16 protein-coding genes are annotated in these 23,016 nt (G+C 44.1%); 10 read left to right on the top strand and 6 right to left on the bottom strand.

Annotated features, from left to right (window positions below; translation table 11 throughout):
* From traG to F0232_RS16870, 4 genes are all read left to right on the top strand, one after another.
* Positions 1–2,814: a conjugal transfer mating-pair stabilization protein TraG gene (gene traG / locus F0232_RS16885; RefSeq protein ID WP_171750906.1), complete on the top strand. Its 2,814-nt coding sequence runs from the start codon at positions 1–3 to the stop codon at positions 2,812–2,814.
* A gap of 83 nt (positions 2,815–2,897) precedes the next feature.
* Positions 2,898–3,434 (top strand): hypothetical protein, encoded by a 537-nt coding sequence (locus tag F0232_RS16880; protein WP_171750905.1) that lies wholly within the window; start codon positions 2,898–2,900, stop codon positions 3,432–3,434.
* Between the two features lie 467 nt (positions 3,435–3,901).
* Positions 3,902–4,303: a hypothetical protein gene (locus F0232_RS16875; RefSeq protein WP_171750904.1), complete on the top strand. Its 402-nt coding sequence runs from the start codon at positions 3,902–3,904 to the stop codon at positions 4,301–4,303.
* Positions 4,304–4,383: 80 nt separating this feature from the next.
* Positions 4,384–4,929: a hypothetical protein gene (locus tag F0232_RS16870; RefSeq protein ID WP_171750903.1), complete on the top strand. Its 546-nt coding sequence runs from the start codon at positions 4,384–4,386 to the stop codon at positions 4,927–4,929.
* Positions 4,930–5,145: 216 nt separating this feature from the next.
* Here the strand turns inward: F0232_RS16870 and F0232_RS16865 are convergent, their stop codons facing one another.
* From F0232_RS16865 to F0232_RS16855, 4 genes are all read right to left on the bottom strand, one after another.
* Complete coding sequence (locus tag F0232_RS16865; RefSeq protein WP_171750902.1) at positions 5,146–5,514, bottom strand: phage protein; 369 nt, start codon at positions 5,512–5,514, stop codon at positions 5,146–5,148.
* 444 nt (positions 5,515–5,958) lie between these two features.
* Positions 5,959–6,162, bottom strand: coding sequence for a hypothetical protein (locus F0232_RS25070; protein ID WP_253804859.1), 204 nt, complete (start codon positions 6,160–6,162; stop codon positions 5,959–5,961).
* A 459-nt stretch (positions 6,163–6,621) separates the two neighbouring features.
* Positions 6,622–6,873, bottom strand: a complete 252-nt coding sequence (locus tag F0232_RS16860; RefSeq protein ID WP_253821971.1) for a hypothetical protein — start codon at positions 6,871–6,873, stop codon at positions 6,622–6,624.
* A 451-nt stretch (positions 6,874–7,324) separates the two neighbouring features.
* Positions 7,325–7,870 (bottom strand): HNH endonuclease, encoded by a 546-nt coding sequence (locus tag F0232_RS16855; RefSeq protein ID WP_253821970.1) that lies wholly within the window; start codon positions 7,868–7,870, stop codon positions 7,325–7,327.
* Between the two features lie 614 nt (positions 7,871–8,484).
* On the opposite strand from F0232_RS16855, the gene F0232_RS16850 reads away from it, so the two are divergent.
* The 3 genes from F0232_RS16850 to F0232_RS16840 all read left to right on the top strand — a co-directional run bounded on the left by F0232_RS16850 (position 8,485) and on the right by F0232_RS16840 (position 11,179).
* A complete protein-coding gene (locus F0232_RS16850) occupies positions 8,485–9,144 on the top strand; it encodes a hypothetical protein (protein WP_171750900.1) in 660 nt (219 codons plus the stop codon).
* A 531-nt stretch (positions 9,145–9,675) separates the two neighbouring features.
* Positions 9,676–9,951 carry a helix-turn-helix transcriptional regulator gene (locus F0232_RS16845; protein ID WP_171388226.1) on the top strand — a complete coding sequence of 92 codons (276 nt, stop codon included), beginning with the start codon at positions 9,676–9,678 and terminating at the stop codon, positions 9,949–9,951.
* Positions 9,944–11,179, top strand: coding sequence for a type II toxin-antitoxin system HipA family toxin (locus tag F0232_RS16840; protein WP_048657858.1), 1,236 nt, complete (start codon positions 9,944–9,946; stop codon positions 11,177–11,179). Before F0232_RS16845 ends, F0232_RS16840 begins: the two co-directional genes overlap by 8 nt.
* Before the next feature lie 290 nt (positions 11,180–11,469).
* On the opposite strand, the gene F0232_RS16835 is transcribed toward F0232_RS16840, so the two are convergent.
* Both F0232_RS16835 and F0232_RS16830 read right to left on the bottom strand, forming a co-directional pair.
* Entirely contained in the window at positions 11,470–11,898 is a 429-nt protein-coding gene (locus F0232_RS16835; RefSeq protein ID WP_253821969.1) for a hypothetical protein, read from the bottom strand.
* Positions 11,899–12,211: 313 nt separating this feature from the next.
* Entirely contained in the window at positions 12,212–12,484 is a 273-nt protein-coding gene (locus F0232_RS16830; protein ID WP_048657775.1) for a helix-turn-helix domain-containing protein, read from the bottom strand.
* Between the two features lie 481 nt (positions 12,485–12,965).
* Between F0232_RS16830 and traD the strand changes: the two genes are divergently transcribed.
* From traD to traI, 3 genes are all read left to right on the top strand, one after another.
* The gene (gene traD / locus F0232_RS16825; protein ID WP_171750899.1) at positions 12,966–15,071 is read left to right on the top strand and encodes a type IV conjugative transfer system coupling protein TraD; all 2,106 of its coding nucleotides are present in this window, start codon (positions 12,966–12,968) and stop codon (positions 15,069–15,071) included.
* 548 nt (positions 15,072–15,619) lie between these two features.
* Positions 15,620–17,143 (top strand): hypothetical protein, encoded by a 1,524-nt coding sequence (locus F0232_RS16820; protein WP_171750898.1) that lies wholly within the window; start codon positions 15,620–15,622, stop codon positions 17,141–17,143.
* Between the two features lie 93 nt (positions 17,144–17,236).
* Complete coding sequence (traI, locus tag F0232_RS16815; RefSeq protein WP_171750897.1) at positions 17,237–23,014, top strand: conjugative transfer relaxase/helicase TraI; 5,778 nt, start codon at positions 17,237–17,239, stop codon at positions 23,012–23,014.
* The last annotated feature ends 2 nt before the right edge of the window (positions 23,015–23,016 follow it).

Raw genomic sequence — 23,016 nt, 5'->3', positions numbered from 1 at the left:
ATGATACTCGAATATTACACTTACACTTCCGGCGAAGTGGTCAACAAAGCCTTTAATGCGCTGGCCACTTTTTTTAGAACCAATACCTTTGGGGATTACTTACAGATGTGCATGATGCTGGGGCTTGTTACCAGTTTGTTTATCTTCATGCTGTCACGGAATCCCAAAGACCTGATCAAATGGATGGTGGTGTTCTTTGCTGTGCCCCTGTTTCTAATCAATATGAAAGCCGACATGCTTATCATCGATAAGACGGAACCGGGTAAGGCTTACAAGGTGGATAATGTCCCTTACCTCGTTGCCGTGCCTACTTACTTTTTCTCTTCTATCATGGTGGGGATGGCCGAAGGCGTGGAAGGCATTTTCACCACCTCTGACGATGAGCGTTATGGTCGGACTGGGATGCTGTTTGGCTCTGAGCTTTATCAGCTCTCAAGACAATCCAGGATCAATGAGTTGGCGCTACAAAAGCTCTGGCGAGACTACTTTCATAACTGCATGATTGGGGATGTGAGAATCAACGGGAAATACACCTGGGATGAACTCTTTGCCGCGCCTGATATTTTTGCCTTTCTAGACGGCGTTAGGCAAAGCCCACTGCGCGCCCTTTTTCTTGATGAAGGGGGCGGTCAAAGCACCTACAAGCGGTGCGAAGAAGCCTACCCTATCATCAAGCAGCGCTTTAATGATGCCGCAGATAAAAACATGAGTTTGTTAGCGCATCAATTGCTCGGCAAAGACGCGGACCGTTATAAACCCCAAGTGGTGCAATCGTTGCAGCGCAGCTACAACAAATTTTTTGCCATCAGTACCAGCGCGTCCAACACCATCAAACAAAATATGTTGATGAACGAGCTGCGCTATAACCTTGATAGCCTAGACCCAACGCAAGCCGCGCTCAATTACGCCTATACCACCAACAAACTGCAAACCACCTCGATGTGGGCGTCATTGGGCTTAATGGCGAGAGAATACTTGCCGATGCTCCATACGATGATGTTTATGTTGTTCGCGTGTTTGGGCTTCTTTGTTGCCGGGGCGGCAGTCATTCCTGGCTTAACCATGATGGTGCTCAAAAACTATTTTGGCACGTTTGCCTTTTTGGCCACTTGGCCAGCCTTGTTTGCCATCATCAACGGCTTTCAGCTTTGGGGGCTGGAGTCTCTGTCTACGGATGTCTCGGGGAAGTTCGGAGGGCTGGTGCTCTCCAACGCGAATACCGCGGATGAGCTTCACAGTCGCTTCGCCTGGATGACCGGTATCTTGATGGTAGCCGTCCCTATGATAGCCAAAGGGATTTTAAAAGGCGGTCAAGAAGTCCTGTCGAGCATGAACTATCAGCTATCGAGCATGATTAACTCGACCAATGCTAGAGCCAGTGCTGCGGCTTCCACGGGTAATCTGGATTTTGGCAGTATGCAGATTGACAACCACAGCATGAACAACACGCATGCCAATAAGTTTGATACAAATACCCTAACCAACCAGGGCCACACCTACACCCAAAACCCAGACGGCTCGGTGACCACACAACACGGAGATGGGCGCACCACCTACGACAGCTCACAAACCACCAGTCGCGGCAACATCAGCGCCAACACGCAAAGCATGCTGCAAGAGAGTGTGGCGAATGCCCGTAGTCACACAGCGCAAAACCTAGAGCAAAATAGCACCCAACTGGGTCAAACTATCCAAGGAGGCGCCGCGCTGAGCGACCGCTGGCATGACAGTGTGAGTAAAAACCTGGCTTACGGTGAAGGCAGCACCAGTGGCTTTAACACTCAAGTCAGTCAAGGCATGAATGACATGCAAACGGCAGTGAACAGCGTGAGTCAACAAACGGGTTGGACGAAAGACCAATCACAAGCTTACCTGCAAAGTGTCTATGGCGGCTTCGAGGGCGGCGTAGGCACAGGCAAAGGGGCATCGCCATTCAATTTAGGCGCCAGTGGCGGCGTGAAATGGTCTGATGATGAACGTACGGCTTACAGCAAGATGAATACCGAGCAAAAGCAGCAGCTTGAGCAAGCCACGAAACAATACACCGAAGGGGCCAATGCCGTGACCAGTGCCGGCACGCAGGTGGATAATAAAGACACACGAACGTCGGTTGAGCAGTTTGCGCATGATTTTGCGATTAACGCTAGCAACACCAAATCTCTTGGTGCTAGCGTGATGCAAAGCCAATCGGACTTGAACGCCCTCTCAAACACCCAAACGCGCCTAGACTCTGGCAGTGCCAGCTTTACGGCCAACGCGATTCAAGGCTTCCAGAATTACTTGGAAAATGACATAAGACTTAATCAACCACAAGTCCAACGCCTAATGACCGCCCTTCAACCGGAAGATATTGCTGATGCTAAAAAGTCTTGGCAAGAATTCACTCGCACTGAAGCGTTCGCCACCATGGCGGGGCTCGATGGTGACGCGGCAAAAATTGTGGGCAAAATGAACCAAGCGCACCAAGCCACCACACCGACAGGGCCACTTACCCTCTCACCGGAGCAAAACAACACGATGGAGAAAGAATGGGGTAGTACCGTCGATACCGTGGCTGCTACCCGCACGGCTATGCTGCACAACAATGAAACGGGCGGACTGTTTAATCAAGAGCGCTTTGATGGTGTAACCGATGAAGTGAGGTATCAACAAGAGGAGGCGCAGAAACCCATCAGCAAACCTGAGCCGATGATTAAACTGACCATCGCGTCGCAAGTCGAAGAGGAGGTCACTCCACCCGAAAGGACGGAATACGTCACCTCCGACCAAGCCTATCCAGCAGTGCCAAGATACACAAAAAAACCGAAAACATAATATTGATCTCGGTGCATAAAATAGAACTTTATGCACCACCTAGGTGCTGATATTATGAACAGGGTTCTAAAGGGAGAGTGACCATGAAAACAGTCTTACCATTACTGCTACTTACCTGTGCGAGCGTGGAAGCTCAACCCCGCTCTCCTGAGCTCACTCAACTGCTGAGCGAGATACACGAGCAGTACGAGCTCGCGGTAATAAATAAAAGACCATATTCCCAAGACCTGCCAGACATCACCAAACTGCCCTACTTCTTGCAGCACATTGATGAGACAGACACTGTGGGATCCATACGTTTAAACGCCTACCTACAAGGTTTGCATACTGCGTATTTTGACAATGCCTATAATCAAAAACGCCTAGGCGGAGGAAGCTGGTTCTGTATGCGCGATACAATGGCGCTCGATCCAAGGCGTCACCCTGAGTTTATTGTAGATCTCATCTGGAAGGTATTAGATAAAACGGCCAAAATCGATCCGGAAGGTTTTAGACGCAGCAACTACGCTGCCGCATTTGGTGTCAGTATCTCAACTGTCATTAACTACGGCTTACAAACCGAATACCCTTGCTACAGCCCTATCCCTAAATCGTTACAATTTAACGGTTGGAAATATTAATCTCGGCACAGCTATTTCTAGAACGAAGTGGCCCATTGTTGGATAGACTTTTTACTCCTGCACATCCTGTTCATAAGCTTTTGCCCTACTAATAGTTATCAATTCTTCCAATGCTGTTAATCCCCGTGATGTATTACGGGGGTAAATTCGACCTAGCTATCAGCATCAAAATAACCTTTAATATAGCTATGTGTACTTGTAGTGGTTGAGATAGTTAGATATTTAACAGCCATTGTTTTTTATGTGAAAAAAGCATATATTTAACTCATATTCGATAAGTTCTTAAACTTGTCGGGGTTAGACAAAAGCTCAGAGGTAGACATTATGGCTACTATAGAAAGAACGACAAAAGCGACAAACTATACGTCGCAAGTGCTAAACAGCAAAAATATAGACCACTTGGTAGCACTGACGAAAGAGAAATCTTATCGTATGCCTAGTGGGTTAACTAGGGAGCAACGTAGGCAGTGGGCGAAAACAGCAAGCCAAAAGGCTTTGTAGATTTTGGTGAAACCTTCAGGTTTAGATATAACAATCGTTACTCAGAAAATACTTTAGACAGAATTGATGATTTTATCGATCACGTTGAGGAAAATGGACTATATGGTTGGGTTGGTAAAGTAGGCAACTCAAGAAACGTTCCAGAGAACTATGATGATCGAGAAGCTATAATTGAAAAAGCTGAAAAACACTTTCTATGGCACGCCCACCTAGGCGATCCTGAGTTTAAGGATAGTAGATACGGTAACTATAAAGTTTCTGATTGGGTAATTCATTTCCAGAAATTCTCCAACTATCATATTAAGCTTCTAGACCTTGGTTACCATAACCCAATGGAACTACCTGACGAAGATTTGATTAATGAATAGCACCTAATCTAGGTGCTATTTTTTTGTTTAAGATTTAGTAGAAACCGTATAAATCTGCGTTATACCCTGTGGAGAATAATTTGAGTCACCCTATATATTTCAATAAGTTATGTAATGACGCTATGCACTTGGAGCAAATCGTATCTGCTAGTAAAGCCTATGTAACTTCTTTGCACGACTATTATTTTTCAGAAAAGGAATATGATTACGAAGTTTCTGAGCTAGATATGGCATATGACGATTATTTGATTTGGCTGTATGAAAACGTTAGTTCATTACTAATTCAATGCGCCACGCAAACTAGGATCTATCAAGATTCTTATTTGAATGATGCCGAGGAAGATGAAGAACCCTATTCTTCAGATAAAGAGGCTTATGAGCATATGCCTCAAACCGTCGAAGTGATATCAGGTAAATTCCACCATTCTTTGCGAGAGTGTTGTAACAAGATAATCCATGCAGAAACATTTGACTTGGAGTTTGTATCAACTAGCAACACCCCAAAATATTGGAGCGGCAAGTGTGTGCTAAAAGGTAAGATTGGTAAAAATTCATGGCATATAAAAATGGATATTCTAAAATTCTGTTTATCTTTGCGCTACTTTTACGGCATTGAAAAACACTAGTTTCCTATTTAGAAATGAAGATAATAGACGTTAAAAAAAGCCGAACTCAATGAGTCCGGCTTTTTCTCCTTGATATGACCAAAAAGGAGGACTGGTTAATCCCACAAGGAACGTCTCGTGCCCAGTCGTAGTAACTTTAACAACTAATTATCGCACTACGTATTCGATTACTATAAACCTTTGCGATTTGCCTGAAAAAACCATACTTTTCTAATCCTATTTCTTGATACTAGCGATTGCTCTAGCAAGACCAAGTAAATGTGTTGAAGTCTTAATCTCTAACTCAGACTGAATGCCTAAAAGTGCAATCCCTGCCAATATTTGTTGTGGCCTCACCACTTGGCCTGTCGGCAGCTCCATACTGTCGTATAACATTTTGAACTGCACCCAATCGTCACTAACGCTAAGCTCTCTACCTTTGGCCATCCGCATAAGTCTTTTGCACTCGGGAGGAATTGGCTTTCCCTCATCCCAACCTGTGACTGTTCTCACAGTTTTAAAGCACAGTTCAGCGACCTCTTCCTTCGTCATTTGGCACTCTAACTCTCGAAAAATGTAATTCTTACTCATTTCGCGATACTTCAATGATAAAACCTCTAAATACAAGAGGTTGCACTGATTTAAGGAGATATGCACGATTGAACATAAGCAGACAAAGTGCGCACTGTAAGAAGGCGTGCTAATTGGCAAATCTGCCTCATAAAAGTTATCTATGAATCGCTAATATTAAATTTCTGAAACACATTTATGTCAGCTCCTTCATAGTTAGCACTTGTAACTCAGAAGTGCCCCATTATTGGTTTCGGCAACATGTTAGCGTTTTTAGACAACCTGAATTTCCCCAGATACAATTCATGTGAAATCTAAAAATCATAAGGTATCAATTATGGGAGGCATTATGTGTGTAAGCACAAAGTTGAAATGTCTAATCAGACTGGACACTTCGCTAAGCGACATTTTATATATCTTGATATAGGCTTTATATAAACACCTATTTGAAATATAGAGACTTAGTTTATGGCGGTCGTCTTAGAGGTTCATGAGGCTTTCAATAGATTCCTCAATCGAATCAAAATGATAGGAGTGAATATCATAACCATCACTAGCATCGATCTTAACTTTAGAAATACCATTGTTAAATTCAGCTTCAAGAAGATCAAGAGAATGCTCGACTGATTGACAAATAAAGATGCTTTGATTGGTTAGAGTGATGCGGCATGATTGTAAAATCATAGTAGTGTGTCCCTTTTTAGCCTTGGCGACAGAATCTTTGTGTTCTGATTGCCAGTTGATGACGTTGTTAGAAGAATCCCTTCTGTTTTTAACAGTAGACTAGATTGTAAAAAAATGTAGTTTATTTTCGGATGAACATCGAAAGTGTGACTTTGAAAAGATAAGGCTCTGTTATCACGGGATTTAACACTTGTAGTGATAGTAAGGTACGGAAACGTGATGGCAGAAAGAACGCGTTGAATGAAGCCCGTAACTTAATAGTACTATTACTATGCGCCGTTTGTAACTGAGATAAGTAACATCTTCAACTTATGTTTACACTAGCCTTATTGTTGCTTCAGCAGCTTAAGGTGTAGCCTTACATGAGAAGTTGTTCAGCTCTTTACTTGAGTGTTTGCAACGAGTTGCGACACTTCAAAGGTTATTTGGTCTACGACCTCTTTTACAAACATGGTTCTGTCATTCCCTGATAATTCTAGGGCGGCTCCAAGGTTGGGTATATTCCAGCGAAGCTTGTTGGGTCTGTATAGGTACACAAAGTAAGTTAGACAATTCGTCTAAGATAGCTTGGGGGGTTCCTCCAGTCTCAAACCCTGAGCAAGTTGCTTGTACCACCCCATTAGACTGCTGCTCTACAATTGCTTTAGCGATAGCCGCTCTTACGCCTTTTTTAACGCAAACAAACAGAATGTTGATAGGAGTTGGACTCATACTAAAAATAATCCTTACAAATTAATATCGTATATTAAACATAGATATTTTGAGGATCTTTTCAACATGGTGATGACTTTAGACACAAAAGAAGCTAAGAGCTTAGCTCATAACTGAAGTGGTTCGGTGAATTGGGCCTGTGATTTAGATTTAGAGATTGCTCAAGACCTCAGATAATGCGCCAATCGCTAAATTAGAAACCACGCTCACCCATTCCTGTGCGAGTATATGAAAAATCACAAGTGATCTGATCCAACAATATAGAACACTAAATTGAGTGATTTTCCATATCTGTAGTTATCCATGAGTTGCTAATTTAGAAAAGCCACTGACACGAAATTGTCCAAAACCAATTTAGAGTATTTAAGCTAACTAGTTCTTATCCCGAGACGTGTTACGACGCCAAGTTCAGGGGTATAAGGGGCTTATTTATGATACAAAGAAGTTATACCTATAATTTACGTGTGATTTCCCTCAGTTGCTCTACAGTCAGTGGAGGCGTCTTTCTATGGAGCATTGCGTGACAATTCGGGCATACAGGTACGAGGTCATTTACTGGATCTATTTCGTACTCATTGCATATTTCGCTTATTGGAACGATATGGTGAACATGAATAAAACCAGCACCAAGGTTCCCATAAGTCTGAACAAAGTTAATATCACATACTTTACAAGATGCACCGTGATGTGAAATACAGACATCTCTTGCTTTCTGGTTACGCTCAAAGCGATTTACCTTAACTGTCTGTAGTGCTCCTTCAAAGTAGCCTCCTACTGACTGTTCTGGGTAGATTTCTTCAACAAGAATAATCTTGTCTATGAATCGGGAATAAAGTTTAAGTGATCTAATACAGTTCTCTGCATGCTCTTCAGGTAAACGGCTACGAATATAGAGAATAAAGTCGACATAAACGCGTACGGACAGGTTATAAATATCCGACACAACATCCATATTGAAGCACGTGTTCACATCATCAAGCCATTTGACATACTGCATAGCCTCCTCAAGCGTAAGTTTTTTACGTTTATGCATTAGGTAATTCACAAACTCAGTATGAAATAGGATTTGAGGTTTATCTTTTATCTGTTCCATTCGCACCATTTACTTGTGGTTTTGTTGTAGTTTTAACTGAGTGGCGTTCGAACTTAGGGATACCTTACCTATGTTTGGGACACAAGCACTTTAGACTCATTACTTTAAAGCATTTATGGCCTGAATTTTAACCCATGGGACTTTTTAGACCAGAAGTGCCCCATTGTTCTGTTAGACCTTTACTCATTCACGTCCTGTTAATGAGCTTTTGCCTCACTAAAAGCTATCCGTTGTTCTAGTCTGTTCGTTGTGAGTATCTGTGTTGTATCACGAGAGAAATTTGATCTAGCTATCAGCATTCACCTTATCTAGTTCTAATTGCAAGCTTGCGCGCTAGTTCTTTACTTTGAACTATACATAAGAATTCTATGCTTTTTATTTAGTCATCAGGTTTATATTGATAGGTCACTGTTTGTAAACGTGTCTTTCCAGTAAGATTGTAGTGACAAAATTAGACAAAAAAATCCGCACTAAAATGCAGGTTTTTTATTATAGCTGTTATGTGTTGCGGGGAATAAATGAAAGAAGAGTCTGTCACTAAAATGGCTGATACGTTGTTAAATCAACCAACGTTGAGCAACCTAGAGTACAATGTAGTTGTCATATTGTTAGTTTTGATATTTGGCTCTATCTTAGCTTTCTTTAAGACTTTGTATTCAGAGAAGGCGAAGTATTCAGCAATTAAATCTAGTTTGGATACAATCAATCTTCAGACTGAGCTAACGGCCAAGACAACTGAAAAAATAAAGAATGACTTGGAGTATAAGTCGTGGAACCGAAAAGAAATAGTATTAGTTCGAAGGGTAAAGCTTGAAGAATACTTCCTTCTTATGTCGAGTCTCGAGAATGCTTTAGATAGTGAGTTTATACACAAATTTTTTGATGCTGAAGTTAATTATGATCATCAATGTTACGACAAAGCCAATATGATTCAGTCCTTGTATTTACCGGAGCTTGTAAATGAACACCATGAAGTAGCTAAGGCTGTTCATGAGTTCACATGTTGGATTTCTGAAGGGTTATCTATTAAAGCAGAACTGATCTCTAAAGGGGTACAGAATCCTGCGCCTACAAAGGAGTTTATGCAAATGAAACCTGAGTTGAATTCAGAACTGGTAATCGCAATAGAAAACGCTTTAAAAAAATCTAAAGAGTTAGCGAAAGCGTTAAATACATAACAAAAAAGACATTTACTCTAATCGAGCCTCTTCCAATACAGGGTGTTTTTTCACGTTTACCATACCTGTAGTTATTCATGGATTGCTAATGTTCGATTTTCTAAAACTGATTTTTGTCCAAAAGCTTCTCAGATTGAATTTTTACCTGTGGCACTTTCTAACTCAGAAGTGCCCCAAACTGCGTTGGAGTAGAAGCTCTACTATTATTGATAACCTGTCTTTTCTCATATCTAATCTAATGCCATCACAGCTAGTTGATCGACCTGAATGTAAAGCAAGGTATGCTCTTGTGAAACAGCTAATGGGTGCATAAAGCCTTGTTTTTAATCTGCTATAATGGTAGCAAATAATGCCAAAAAAACCTTAATTTGTCACTATAGTAGCAATGAAGACCCGTCACAGTGATGGAATTTTTTGTCATTCGTGTTAATGAAGTAATGATTGTCATTACTTTATATTTGCTACAATAATAGCAATTAGACTATGATTGGTGTTATAATTGATACCATAATAGCAACTTACGAGGCATGTATGTTATCTCTTTATACCGCTTATGATTTGCAGATGGAACTCAAAGAGTTTATCAAGTCTGCTCGGAAAAAAGATAAACTCAGTGTTCAGAAGATGGCCGATCTCTCTGGCGTACCTTACGCGACGATCCGAAAGTTTGAGTCATCTGGCAACATCTCATTGCGTCAGTTCCTCATGCTTTATGAGACAGTCGGTGACTTGAAAAAAGTGAAAGAGCTAACAAAGTCGTCTGAGCCTGAATTTAAATCAATAGAGGATGTGCTTCGATATGCTTAAATCAGCCCTAACCGTAAAACGAACGCTTAGCACAGGTGAAAAGGTATTTGTCGGCAAGCTAGTTGAAAATAGTAAGCAAAGCTTCTTTCAATTTGATGAGGCTTATTTAGGCGCTCACTCAACCTCTCTGGCTCCGTTCAATTTAAAGGCTGATACAAGCCTACAAGTTGCGCCTAGAGGGCCGCATTACGGCATTCATGGGGTATTTGGAGATAGTCTCCCTGATGGTTGGGGCCTTTATCTCATGGATCGTGTATTTAGACAGAACGATCATAACCCAAAGGAAGTTACCGCCCTAGAGCGTTTGGCTTATCTGGGTGACAGATGCATGGGGGCGTTGAGCTATGAGCCTGAATTAGATTTACTTGATGAGTCCAAGGAGTCGATTGATATCATTACCCTTGGCCGAGCTGCGATTGAAGAGTTTGAAGGCACCGAGTCTGCTTTGCTTGAGCACTTGATGAATACTGGTGGTTCGGGTGGTGCTAGGCCAAAAATGAACGTGACACGTTTATTGAATGGGCAATATTCAACATTAGATGACGCACTAGGAACAAAGCTTATCGTAAAACTGACATCTGAAAAGTTTGACTTGAAGCACTCTGAATCATTAGTCGAATATTGCTACATGCAGATGGCCCGTAATGTCGGCATTGAGGTTCCTGACTTTGATTTAATTGATGCAGGTAATGGACGATTTTGGCTAGAGCAGGAACGATTTGATTGCACCGAGCAAGGCGGTCGAATCCATATGATTTCTGCGTGTGGGTTGTTAGATGCACCGTTTCGAGAGCCTTCTTTGGACTATGTGGATTTAGTTAAAGCTACGCGCATCATGTGTAGTGTCACTGAGTCTCAGAAGCTCATTAAGCGCTGCATGTTTAATTACCTAACTGTTAACCAAGATGATCACAGTAAGAACTTCAGTTTCCTTGCCAGTGACGCCGATAACTGGACGCTATCGCCTTTCTACGACATTGTTTACAACCCTAACCCTTACAAAGAGCATATGACGGCATTTGGTGGTAATGGCCGAACGCCAAAGAACGCACTAGACCAGTTAGCTGCTCAGTCGGGGTTGTCATCAAAGAAAGCGATTATGGTTATGGCTGAGGAAATATTTGAAACAACACGCTCGTTTAGTCTTGAGGCCAAACACCTGGGCTTGTCCCCTAATCTAATCAAGGAGATTGATAAGGATATGGTAGAAAAATTTAAGGCGCTGTAAGTGTAGGATGAATCAAATTCGCCATGACTTTGTAGATGATTTGAGGGTTTTACAGTGGCTGAGGTTATTCGAGTTAATCTGTAATATAAAGTTCGTAACAAGGTTTTGTCCAAAGATTAGTTTCAGTTATATCTGTCATGTTAATGCATACGGCAATCGTTTACGCCTCGTTATTCATTCGTAACTTGCCATCTTTCTTGTTGTGTCTGTGAAGTTGTCTGATACTTCGATACGTTTCATTGCGATGTTCATGGTGGGTTCGATTTTTTTAAGACGTGCTATATCACTGGCTATTCGTTTGCAGCCTTGAGGCAACCAACGAGGGAGGTGGCAGAGAGTGGTGTTTTTGTCCCAGCAACGTAGCGGGTTGCCACAAACTCATTCGTATAGTGGATTTCTCTTGGTAACATTTGTTCGCTTTTAGCGTAAATCATTCCGCTTTGTTTACCATTAATAACTCGATGCTCTTTATACACTCGTGTTTCCTCGCCTATGGTGGCCATAGCTTGTGGTGCGCGGGTGATGAATAAGCGAAAAGGTAGATCTTCACTTGTGATGTAATCGACAAGGTTAAACGCTAATCTTGCTCTCGCGATCTCTCCGAGTGGTTTGTCACGACAGATTTGTAGAACCTGATCCCATTGGCTGGTCAGTCGAGTGCTTTCTTTATCGCTTCTAACTTTAACCTTTTGAATATCGTAGTGAATTATCTTTTCCATGGTTGATTTGGCCTTCCGTTTTGCTTGCTTCGTTAAATTCCAACCTAACATTATGTTTTTATAACAAATTATAAGCAGTTATCCACAAAGTTTGGACGTGACCTGTCTAAACCTTCGTAGGTTGAGTTTATGCTCCTGGTACTAAATAGCTTGAAATCACCTAAAAATGCCGATAATTGTTTTCAAATTGAAGTAAAAAGCGCCAGTGATTCTTGAAGCAAGAATTAGAGCAACTGCCATTGATTTCTTGAGAGGTAATGGGGGTTGGTTAATCTCTGCACCCTCGTCAGGGTACCAATAGGCTGATACATACTTATAAGCTCTCATCCGATCCAAATTCACGAGTTGTGATCTGATTTAACTTTTTGGTGAAATTACCTCTGTTAATCCCTAAAACCCTAGCAGCCTTAGACTGATTACCGCGCGTATGAGTTATCAACTCAGTAAACAATATTTCAAACACAGCAGGAGTCACCCAAGACATATCAGGGCTAACTGATTGCTTATCAAACCATGTCGGTTCCAGTTCTGCTCGGATAAGTTTTTTTAAATGGTCTTTGTTGATTGGAGTTAGTTGGTCATTCATTGAAGTTGAAGGTCATAAAGAACTTTATCATTCTAACAAATTTACCATGAAATCGCCTTGAAATCAGCCGGCGAGGGAAATTACGAATACGATGGATCACTGCCCAGCGCAATAAGCAACGAGGACATTTTTAATCATAGGCTCAAAGCCATTCGTTTCCAAAAACACTCGACCAATCACTGTCCGGTGATGCCCATCCTCAACATAAAGCTCACCATCTCTATTACACAGAGAGCAATTTCGCTTTTCTTCTGAAAAATAGTAATCAGGATTGCTTTGAAGGTTTCGAGCACAACACTGACCACGTTCGAGACCGTGACGATTATCAGCGCAAGGAAATAAAACCACCCAAGTTTTGCCAACATCTCGGGGCTCTACACAGCAATACCATTAGCCAACAACCGTTCAATTGTTGGCCAGCTTATCTGCATACGCAGGTAATTATCTAAAAAGTACTCCATTTCACTCTCAAGGAACCACGATGCCTAGACCTAAACGCGCGTCCGGCAACCACTTTACCCGTGGCGGACAAATTACTTTTCACTCCATTCGGATGTTCTTTCAAGTCAACAATACCTTAGTCTACGCCGCCATTTGGTCGGTGATAGCGCTCACTGGCGTTCTTACCTGGCTACGCGCGCCCGATAACGCCTTTTGGTCTGTGTTCTACTATTGGCGCAATCATATCTATGCCAGCCTTGGACACGATCTTAACAGCGAAGTCACGACCTTCTGGAGCGGGAAACGCTACATTGGCACGCTCGCTTCCCAACTGGACAACACCCAACTCATCAATCTCTACGATAACGTGATACGCCAAATACAAATCAACTTTTTGATTGGCATCGGTATTGCTTTCACCATCTTAATGCTCGCCATGACTTTCTTTAAACAACAAGGCGAAAAACAAAGTGAAGATTTTCACGTCCGAGGCTTTCAAGACGCAGAGCCCAAAGTGCTCACTAACGATTTAAAAAAACGGGCAAAGAAACTCAAAAAACAGGGCGTAGGAAACGGACGGATTTCTGATTTCAAAGTGGATGGGCAGGCCTTATTTAAACATGAGTTTGAAGTTCAACATATGCTCATCGACGGCACCACAGGGGCAGGTAAATCCGTCATGCTTCGTAAACTATTACGCTGGATACGTAAACGTGGAGATAAAGCCATTATTTATGATAAAGGCTGCACCTTTACCAGTAAGTTCTTTGACCCTACCCAAGACACCTTACTCAATCCCTTCGATGAACGCTGCGCCAATTGGGATGTGTGGTGTGATGCGAAAGAAGCCCCTGACTTTGAAAATATAGCCAGCGCACTTATCCCGCAACATGGCGAAGGCGATCCGTTCTGGGTGGATTCCGCTCGGACTATTTTTTCGAGTGCGGCGTATCGCATGAGCCAAGATGACAAGCCCTGCTCGACCGCAAGGCTGCTCAGTCTGATACTCACGTCTGAACTTGAAACCCTGGGTAATTTCCTGCAAGGCACAGAGTCTGCATCCCTGGTCTCGAAAGACATCAAAAAGACGGCCATCTCCATTAAGTCGGTGCTCGCCACCTACATCAAGAGCCTACGATTTTTGGATGGATTGGATGACAAAGACGCGAAAGGAAAGCCCAAACGCAAACCGTTTTCTATCACCGATTGGGTGCAAGACGATAAACAAAAAGGCTTTTTGTTCTTATCCAGTAACGCGCAGCAACACGCCTCTCTGCGTCCTTTGATTTCGACTTGGCTTGCCATTGCTTCTAACGCTATCTTGGGACTCAAAGACGATGAAGATCGCCGTATCTGGGTGATCATGGATGAAATGCCAAGTCTGCATAAACTGCCTGAGCTTGACACCATCATTGCCGAAGTGCGTAAGTTTGGAGGCTGTTATGTGATTGGTCTCCAGTCTTATGCTCAGCTCGTGAAAACCTACGGCAAAAACACCGCGGACGTCATTTTTGACTTACTCAACTCCCGTTTTTACTTTCGTGCCCCCTCCGCGCAAATGGCGCAAATCTCGTCAAAAGATTTAGGTGAGCAAGAGGTGGACGTGTCAATAGAGCACATTTCTTACGGTGCAAATGCGTTGCGTGACGGGGTATCGATTGGTCACCAAACCGTCACCCGCCCGGTTGTCTCTAGCAGTGAAATCCAAGCCATGGATGATTTGCAATGTTACCTTCGCGTACCAGGAAGCAGCTTTATCACTCAACTGGATTTGCACTTTGATAAGATGCGAGATGTGACACCGGCCTTTATTAAACGTCATTACACCCCATCGCCCGCCATGACCAAGGCGTATCAAAAAGCGATTTACTTTGAGTGTGTCGCCCCAGGTATGCTCCTCAACGAAGAAGAGCGTAACGCACTCACAGAAATCCAAGCCAAGCAATTTGAAACGCCGGAAGAGATGAAGCTGGAAACCGACCAAATCCAACAAGCACAACGAAGTGAGACAGTCAAAGCGTTAGCCAGCAAGGAGTCGGAAAAGCTCAAATCAGACAATGACCATCAAGAGCGCGCTCAAAAAGAGCTTGAAGAGTCGGCGATATCTCAAGATATCGAGATGGAAGCGGGCGATATGGTTGAATAGCGCATCAAATAGTCGATAGCCAAACAAGACAGAAATAGGTCATTGCAAACCAAATGTATTAGGTATTTTTATGTTACCGAGTTTGTCTAGATTAATCTTCGAGACCTTGGTCGTCTCACTCTTATTTTTTGCACTTTGTCTTATGCAGATCACCGAGAGTCAATTTCAGTAGACGCAACTTTTCATCGCGTCCACTGGCTTTTTATCACTGTATAGTTTGAAGCGCCTCGTGGTTTTTTTTGTTAAAAAACACCCCAACACTCCTCACTACATTGTACTCACCTCTGCAGGATTCGCTTTACTCCTGAGCATCAGCATGGAGTACTCGTTATTTGGTTTATTGAATTCGATAGGCCTGACTTTCATGTACTTAGCACCCATAGTATTAAAAAGTGCACTGATTCAATCTTAGTCATGACAAGATATTTAGTTATAGTGCACCATAGAGACTGCACCCTAGAGCCTCATCATATCGAATAATCACTCAACCACTATTCCAAGCCTTGCCATTGCAAGGCTTTTTTACGTTCATTCATCAAGGATTAACCATGCCAAATAAGACCCTCTTTAATTCTGACCATCTACCGATATTAAAGAAACAATTACACACTATATTCGATCAACTTACCTTCGCTGAAATCATTCAGGGCAACGCCCCCGAAAAATACACATGGTTATCAATTTGCGCTCAAGCGGTAGGTTATGGTGACTGGGACGACTTAAAAGCGCAAGCAGTCACGCACCACGGGCCAACCCACAACATTCTATTTAACCAAGCATCCATCATTCCTTTCATCCAAAGTGTCAGAGTCAACTTGGGGGAGCACATCGACAATATTGAAGGCTTTACCCATGTCATACTAAGAAACTTAACTACCGAAGAGTTAAACGCCATGAATGGCAATAAAGAAGAGCTTCCACCACTACCCAAAGCGCCAACGTCCTATACGTTAGAATTAGGACCGAATACGGCCTATGCCCGCGACCTTTTAGATTGGCTGTGGCCAAGAACAAAAAATTACCAAGTAGACCCAATCAACACTCACTATCTAGCGCACATGAAAGAAAAGCGAATGAGCTTGAGCAAGTCTCAAGCAAAAGAGCGCGCTTTGGATGTTTACCCACACTCTGGCATGCTAATCAGAGACATATTAGAGCAACTGATTTCAGAAAATTACCTAGACCTCAACGATGATCAAAGGTGCGTAACTTTTACTCGCAAAGGTCTTAATTATCTCAACGGAAAAATGACCAACGAATATGACGACCAATGGAAAGAATGGTTTAAGGCATTTGCAGCGCATCTCAAAAAAATCCCATACCGATACATCAAGATAGATTGGACACCCTATATCGATTTATATGCCCGGGGCATGTCACCCATTGAGGCGGCAAAAAGTCTTGAATGGTCAGAATGCTACACTCAAGCACACTCAGAGATCCAATCGGCCATTAAACACCAACTCGACATCCATTTGCCTCAATACCCCAAGGAGCGATACCTTCAATTTACGCCTAGAATATTTCTGACACCTGAGCTGACCAGCAACAAGGTAACAGACATTCATTTTGAGTTTATAGGCCCCGACTGGGCGAAACCAAACGGCAATTTAAAAACAAAGCGCTTTTGGCCAAACAAACGCTACGTGTCTGTGCATTTAGAGACCTCGCCGAAAAGTCGAGGTTGGTATGCCGTCATTCCCGATGAGGTTGATTGTTTTCAAGTAAGCTACAAATGGACAAGCCAGTCCCATTCTTTTGCAAGCGTCACCCACCATATGACTTACCAGTTAGAGCCAAATATAGAGTGTGCTCAAGATTGGCTGTATGGCAATGAGTGCATGAAGCATTCTGATTCTTCGAAACTAGCGATGGCCGCCGATGAATATAGCTTTAACCGCCTGGAATGCCTAACTCATGGCAAGCATTTAACCAATGAAGAAATTGTAGCGTTAGACCGATTTAAAGCGGGCATTACATCCATTCACATTGATGAAAATGGCGTCATCATTCACGAAGAACGAACGTTAACCGCTAGCAATTCCTTTGCTTGTGTTGGGATCATTTTGTAACCACACCTCTTTTAATTCCACTTCCCCCTTAACCTCCACTCACCGCTCAGTTTTGCTGCTAGCGGCAATTTGCGTTGCATAAGGAAAATACTCATGCTTTCTATTAGCCCATTAAAATCCGCTTCTGGCGCTGCCAAATATTACCTAAGCGAAGAAAACCCCAAAGACCTACCTGACGTCTCTTTAGAAAAAGACGCGGGCGATAACTATTACCTCAAAGAACAAGACCAGGTAGAAAACACCTTCTGGCATGGCAAGCTGGCCATCGAAGCGGGACTGGCAGATAAACCCGTAGATCAAGCCACCCTAGAATCGGTGCTTTCTGGCAATCTTGGCGGTGAAACCATTAAAGGGAAGCGAGAAAAACACAAATCTGGCTTCGACCTGACCTTTTCTGCGCCCAAATCCCTCAGCGTTCTTGCACTTATTGGCGGAGATAACCGCCTCATTGAAGCGCACAATAACGCCGTGAAGTTCGCCTTAACAGAGCTTGAGAAAGACGTAGCACAAGTCAAAGTCACCCATGAGAAAGGCGTTCAAGAATACGAAAATACGGATTCGATGCTATTTGCAGTCGTACGCCATAAGACCAGCCGTGAAAATGACATGCAAGTGCATTCGCACGCGCTAACCGCTAACATGACGCGCGATAAAGAAGGAGATTTACGCGCTTTATCAACCAGCCTAAAACAAAAAGGGGGCGTGATTAACGGGACTGGCGAGCGCATTTACAACTTCCAAAAATACTACGGTATCTTGTACCAGAGCCAATTAGCTAAAGATGCAGAAACACTCGGTTATTCCACGCGAGGCGTCGGCAACGGTCAGTTCGAAATCAGCGGTGTCCCTCAGCCTATTCTTGATGCGTCATCCACTCGCAAACAGCAAATTGACCAACGCACACTCGATTTAGGCTTTGACTCTCGCGCGGCGAAAGACGTAGCAAACCTCGATACTCGTAAAAGCAAGACCTACCAGAGCAGTGACAGCCTCAACAAACAGTGGCAAAGCACCGTAAAAGAGCAAGGGTATGAGCCCGCCCAGCTTGTCACCATGGCGCAACAAGTGAAAGAAGCGCAAAACACCCCACCACTTGGTGAAACCAAAGCCGCCATCAGCAGAGCCATTGACCATCTAGGGCAATACAGCACCGCGTTACACCTAGAAAAAATCATTGAACTCACCGCCTCAGAGTTCACCAAAGGCGGCGTACAACTCAACGCTATTGATATCAAAAAAGTCGCGGATGAAATGATTAAACAGGGCGACTTGATAGGACTCAGGCAAAAAGGGCAATACACCACCAAAGGCTTAATTGATAACGAACAAGCGCTTATCGACAGCACCCAAGGTCGGGCGCATCACATGCGCACCCACGTTGAATCCAGCACGCTCAACAAGCTTGCTATCCCTGAAAACCAGCAGCGTATCTTGACTGACCTGTACCACTCCACCAAACAGTTCCACGTGGTGAATGTGCATGGCTCATCACAAAGCATTGCGCAGCAGCTACTTAACGTGGGGAACCACAGTGGTAAGCGTGTCCAATTAGTATCCCAAAGCGTGAAAGCCAAGGCTGAAGGCATGGAGAGCGTACAGCGCAAGAGTCAAACACTCAGCGCCTGGGTCGGTCAGCTCTTTTCACCAGAGCAGCGCCACACCACCCACAGCTTATTGCAAAGCGATACGCCGCTGACCAATAAAGACGTCTTGCTCATCGATGACGCCAATAAGATGAGCGCCAATGAGCTGTTAGCCCTCACCGATAAAGCCAAACAATCGAGCAGTAAAGTGGTGATGCTTAACCGCGTATCAAGCCGTCAGGGATTTAAAGCCAATAACGCTATCTCGCTGTATCAAAAAGGCAATGTGGAGAGTCATTCTTGGGTCGGCAAGCGAGCCAGCCATACCGACGTGAAACTGCATGACAATGACACCGATAGGATAGCGCGGGTGTACGCCGACCTCCCCGATAAAGCCAACACGCAAGTGATTGCCACCTCCAGCGTCGAGCAGCGGCGGTTAACCGAAGCGATACGGGGCCAACTGAAAAATACCGGCGCCCTCGCCAGACACGAAACCACCCTATTCACTCAAACCCCTCACCACCTCTCCAAAGCGCAACAACCCCTCGTTCAACACTACAAACCAGGTATGACACTCACCCACTGGGAGAAAAACAAACCTCAGAGCTTTGTCATCGCCAGCATCGATAAAGAGAGCAACACCATGACCGCACTCAGCAAACGCGATGGACAGTCACACACCTTTGACCCGTCCAGTCGCACCTTTAAGCGCATGAAGATGCAAATCAGCAAACCGCAAAGCCTCAACATCGCCCAAGGCGAACGTCTTCGTACGTTAGGCAAACACTTCCCTGCCGGTTTGGACGCCAATAAAAGTTACCTTGTCACGCAAACTAACAAAGAGAGCCTCACGCTTGAGAGCCAAGGTCAAACGCAGCGCGTAAACTTAGAGAGCTTAAAAGACGCGCCGCTGCAATACGACTATGTTCACGGCGCCCACCATATTGAGCAAAAAGCCCATACCTTGCTGTCAGGTAAAGCATTTACTTTATCTAAGCCCCTGATAAACGACCTGACCGAAAAAACAGAGCGCCTTGATATCTTCACCGACAAACCGGACAAAGCCCAAAGCGTACTTGAGAAAGAGCAAGTCTCCCCGTCAGCCATTGAGCGCGTATTACAGACGCAAAACGTCAACGACCGCTACCTAAATGACGCCACCCAAGATTGGCTAAAGCACGATGTCAGTCAGGCACTGTCAGCACTAGCCAAAGCGCAAAACGCCCCACTCATCGAAAAAGCGGTCAGCTTTGCCCTGAACCACCTCTCAGAGCGAGAAGCGGCGTTTAGCCAAAAAGCGTTAGTGGTGGAAGCGGTGCGTTACGCCTTTGAAGAAGCCGGTGGCTCTATTACCAAAGAGCAGGTTGAAACAGAGCTGACTAAACGCAGCGACACTCTCTCTGCAGAGTACAGTGACGGCACACGCTGGACGACGCACACCGCGCTGGAGACTGAAAAGCGCATCTTGCAAAACATCGATGATGGTAAAGACCAACATCAGCCTTTTGCCACACCTAAACAGGTGCAAGACTTTCTCAATACCAAGCCTCGCCTAACCCAAGGGCAAAAGGACGCCATCACCCTCATATCAACCACCAAGGACAGCTTTGTGGCCATCCAAGGGTTAGCCGGCACAGGTAAGTCCACCATGCTTGAATCCAATACTGAACTTATCCAGTTAGTGAAAGAAGCCAGCCAGCAACCAGAGCAAAGCGTCATCGGTCTTGCGCCCACTCACGCCGCGGTTGCAGAGCTAGAAAGCAAAGGCGTGAAAGCGCAAACGCTAGACAGTTTGCTTTCTGACATCAGGCAAGGCAATCGAGAAGCCAGTGACTATCAACACACCTTGTTCTTTCTCGATGAAAGCTCCATGGTCAGCAACAAGCAAGCCGATGAGTTCACAAAGCTCGTCAATGACAGTCAGTCCAAAACAGTCAAATTGGGCGATAAAGAGCAGCTTTTATCACTCAGTGCCGGTAAACCCTTTGAGCTAGCCATAAGCCAAGGCCGCATCGATACCGCTTACATGACCGACATCATCCGTCAGCAAAACGACACCTTACTTAATGCGGCGCAAAACATCATTGATAAACAGCCACAGAGCGCCCTGGATAAGCTCCAGCAGCAAGCCCCTGATACTCAAGGCAACCGCCAGCATGTCATTTCCACGCTGAATGAACACCGTAAAGACCGACACAAAGCGCAGTTAGAAGCCACAGAAAAACTGCCCTATATGATCGCCAAGGACTATCTAGAGCGCACACCAGAGACGCGAGAAAACACACTTCTCATTCTTTACACCAACAAGGAGCGAGACCAAACTACCGAATACATCCGAGTCGGATTGATGAAAAAGAGTGAGTTAGGCAAAGAGAACGTCATCGCAACCCGGCTACGCTCAATCGGTGCGACGGGTGAAGAGCTCACCACCATGATGCCGTATCAAAAAGGCTTAATACTGAGCACCAGACCCGGTGAGTACGCGACAATCACTCACGTAGATTCAGAGCATGGCGTAGTAACACTTCAAGACGCGAGTACAGGTAAGACAAGGCCGTTCTTACCCCGCAATCGAGACCATACCTTCACGACACTGTTTAGCGTGTCAGAAAAACCCCTCTCAACGGGCGATAAAATCATCACCCGTTTTACCGATAAAGAGCGCGGCATTAAAGCCAACGTGGAGTACCGCATCACGCAAGCGACTACAGACAGTATTGTCGCTCAATCTAAGACAGGACAAACACTCAACCTTCACCCTAATGCGCTTAAAGACGGGCACTGGGACTACGCGTACAGTCGAACCGCAGACATGGCGCAAGGGTCCACCTATCAACACGTCATTAGCGCGATACAAAGCAAAGGCGCACTGACCAACTTAAGACGCGCCGGTATCGATGTGACTCGCGCCAGTCAGCACATTCGGCTCTATACCGACAACACAAAACAACTGGTCAAAAGCTGGCTTTCTAAAGATAGCCATAAAGCCAGTGCGATAGAAACCCTCAACCAAATCCCACCCAAAGACACCACTTACTTTAACCGTAATGCCCTCCCTCATGAGGACGTCCGGTTCCAAAATAAAAGCGGTGACTTTGACTACAACAAATTTAGGGAGCACATCAATACGCAACTACCAAAATACACAGAAAGCCTCGCCGTTCAGTTATTAGGCCAGCCGAATCAATCCAAATCAGACCGGGATTACTTAACCTTTGGCATTGGTAAATCAGCCATTAAAGTGACCCTAACAGGAGAGCATCGAGGGTATTTTAAAGACTACACCACGGGCGAAAAAGGCGCATTGATTAACCTAATCATGAGTCATAAGGAAATGAATTATAAAGCCGCGATGAATGAAGCGCACAAGATGCTCAATGAGCCGGACAAATATCAATTGGAGGAAAACAGTAAACACGAAAAATTACTGAGCACCACCCCAAGGCATATTGCGCAGTTTGAAGAAAGGGCTAAGGATTATATCAATCAAAGCTTACCGATGGATAACACACTGGCCCAAACGTACTTAAACAAGCTCGGTGTCAATAACATTGAAAACAACCATGTAAAATTCCACCCGGCGGTCTATTCATCCGAAGATAGATCCCTTCACCCTGCGATGCTAACCAACATCCACAATAAACAAGGTGAAACCAAAGCCATAGAAGTGACCTATTTAGACACTCAAGGAAATAAAGACTCCTCCCTAGATATTAATCCAAGAACCCTAGGAACAAAATCCAAACAATTAACACAATTCCATCAGGGGGAGGATTTAAACACCACCATCATCAGCACATCGATAGAAAACTCGTTTTTAATTCGAGACCAAACTCAAGGGCAGATTGACATTATCAACGTCAATCATAAGAACGACATTCAAAACATCTCTACCGATGAACTGAGACAGAACATCATTATTGTATTAAATCACGGCAACCACGATTTAAACCCGAACAACATTGAGAAAATCGTCGAGAACTTTAATGGTCGAGACATTCAATTCATGTCAGACGATAACCTTAAAGAGGACATCAAATCATGCCTTGATAAACTAGAGCAAGATAACAGCGCACATAACATTGAATTAAGTGAGCCACACATTTCTCATCAAGAGAGCGAATTAGACACCCTCAACTATAATGAGAAAAAAGAAACCGACAGCCAATCACTCGATCACTTTGAGCCAAAAGAATATTCCCCTCAAAAAGAGATGGAATTTAATCAATCAGAGAAAAAGAGCCATTGGGAAGACAGAGAAATCGACAGAGAGTTAGAGCGATAATA

This window comes from Vibrio sp. T3Y01 (assembly GCF_013114525.1).
Classification (GTDB): Bacteria; Pseudomonadota; Gammaproteobacteria; order Enterobacterales; family Vibrionaceae; genus Vibrio; species Vibrio chagasii_B.
The sequence above is the reverse complement of the archived record's forward strand: the minus strand, read 5'-3'. Positions and strand labels throughout refer to the sequence as shown.

Excerpts from the sequence above, each read along its gene's own strand:
- F0232_RS16880 (WP_171750905.1), top strand. The coding sequence starts at position 2,898 with ATGAAAACAGTCTTACCATTACTGCTACTTACCTGTGCGAGCGTGGAA.
- F0232_RS16835 (WP_253821969.1), bottom strand. The coding sequence starts at position 11,898 with ATGGAAAAGATAATTCACTACGATATTCAAAAGGTTAAAGTTAGAAGC.
- F0232_RS16820 (WP_171750898.1), top strand. The coding sequence starts at position 15,620 with ATGCCAAATAAGACCCTCTTTAATTCTGACCATCTACCGATATTAAAG.
- F0232_RS16855 (WP_253821970.1), bottom strand. The coding sequence starts at position 7,870 with ATGCAGTATGTCAAATGGCTTGATGATGTGAACACGTGCTTCAATATG.
- F0232_RS16830 (WP_048657775.1), bottom strand. The coding sequence starts at position 12,484 with ATGAATGACCAACTAACTCCAATCAACAAAGACCATTTAAAAAAACTT.
- F0232_RS25070 (WP_253804859.1), bottom strand. The coding sequence starts at position 6,162 with ATGATTTTACAATCATGCCGCATCACTCTAACCAATCAAAGCATCTTT.
- traG (WP_171750906.1), top strand. The coding sequence starts at position 1 with ATGATACTCGAATATTACACTTACACTTCCGGCGAAGTGGTCAACAAA.
- F0232_RS16850 (WP_171750900.1), top strand. The coding sequence starts at position 8,485 with ATGAAAGAAGAGTCTGTCACTAAAATGGCTGATACGTTGTTAAATCAA.
- F0232_RS16840 (WP_048657858.1), top strand. The coding sequence starts at position 9,944 with ATGCTTAAATCAGCCCTAACCGTAAAACGAACGCTTAGCACAGGTGAA.
- F0232_RS16860 (WP_253821971.1), bottom strand. The coding sequence starts at position 6,873 with ATGAGTCCAACTCCTATCAACATTCTGTTTGTTTGCGTTAAAAAAGGC.
- F0232_RS16845 (WP_171388226.1), top strand. The coding sequence starts at position 9,676 with ATGTTATCTCTTTATACCGCTTATGATTTGCAGATGGAACTCAAAGAG.
- traD (WP_171750899.1), top strand. The coding sequence starts at position 12,966 with ATGCCTAGACCTAAACGCGCGTCCGGCAACCACTTTACCCGTGGCGGA.
- traI (WP_171750897.1), top strand. The coding sequence starts at position 17,237 with ATGCTTTCTATTAGCCCATTAAAATCCGCTTCTGGCGCTGCCAAATAT.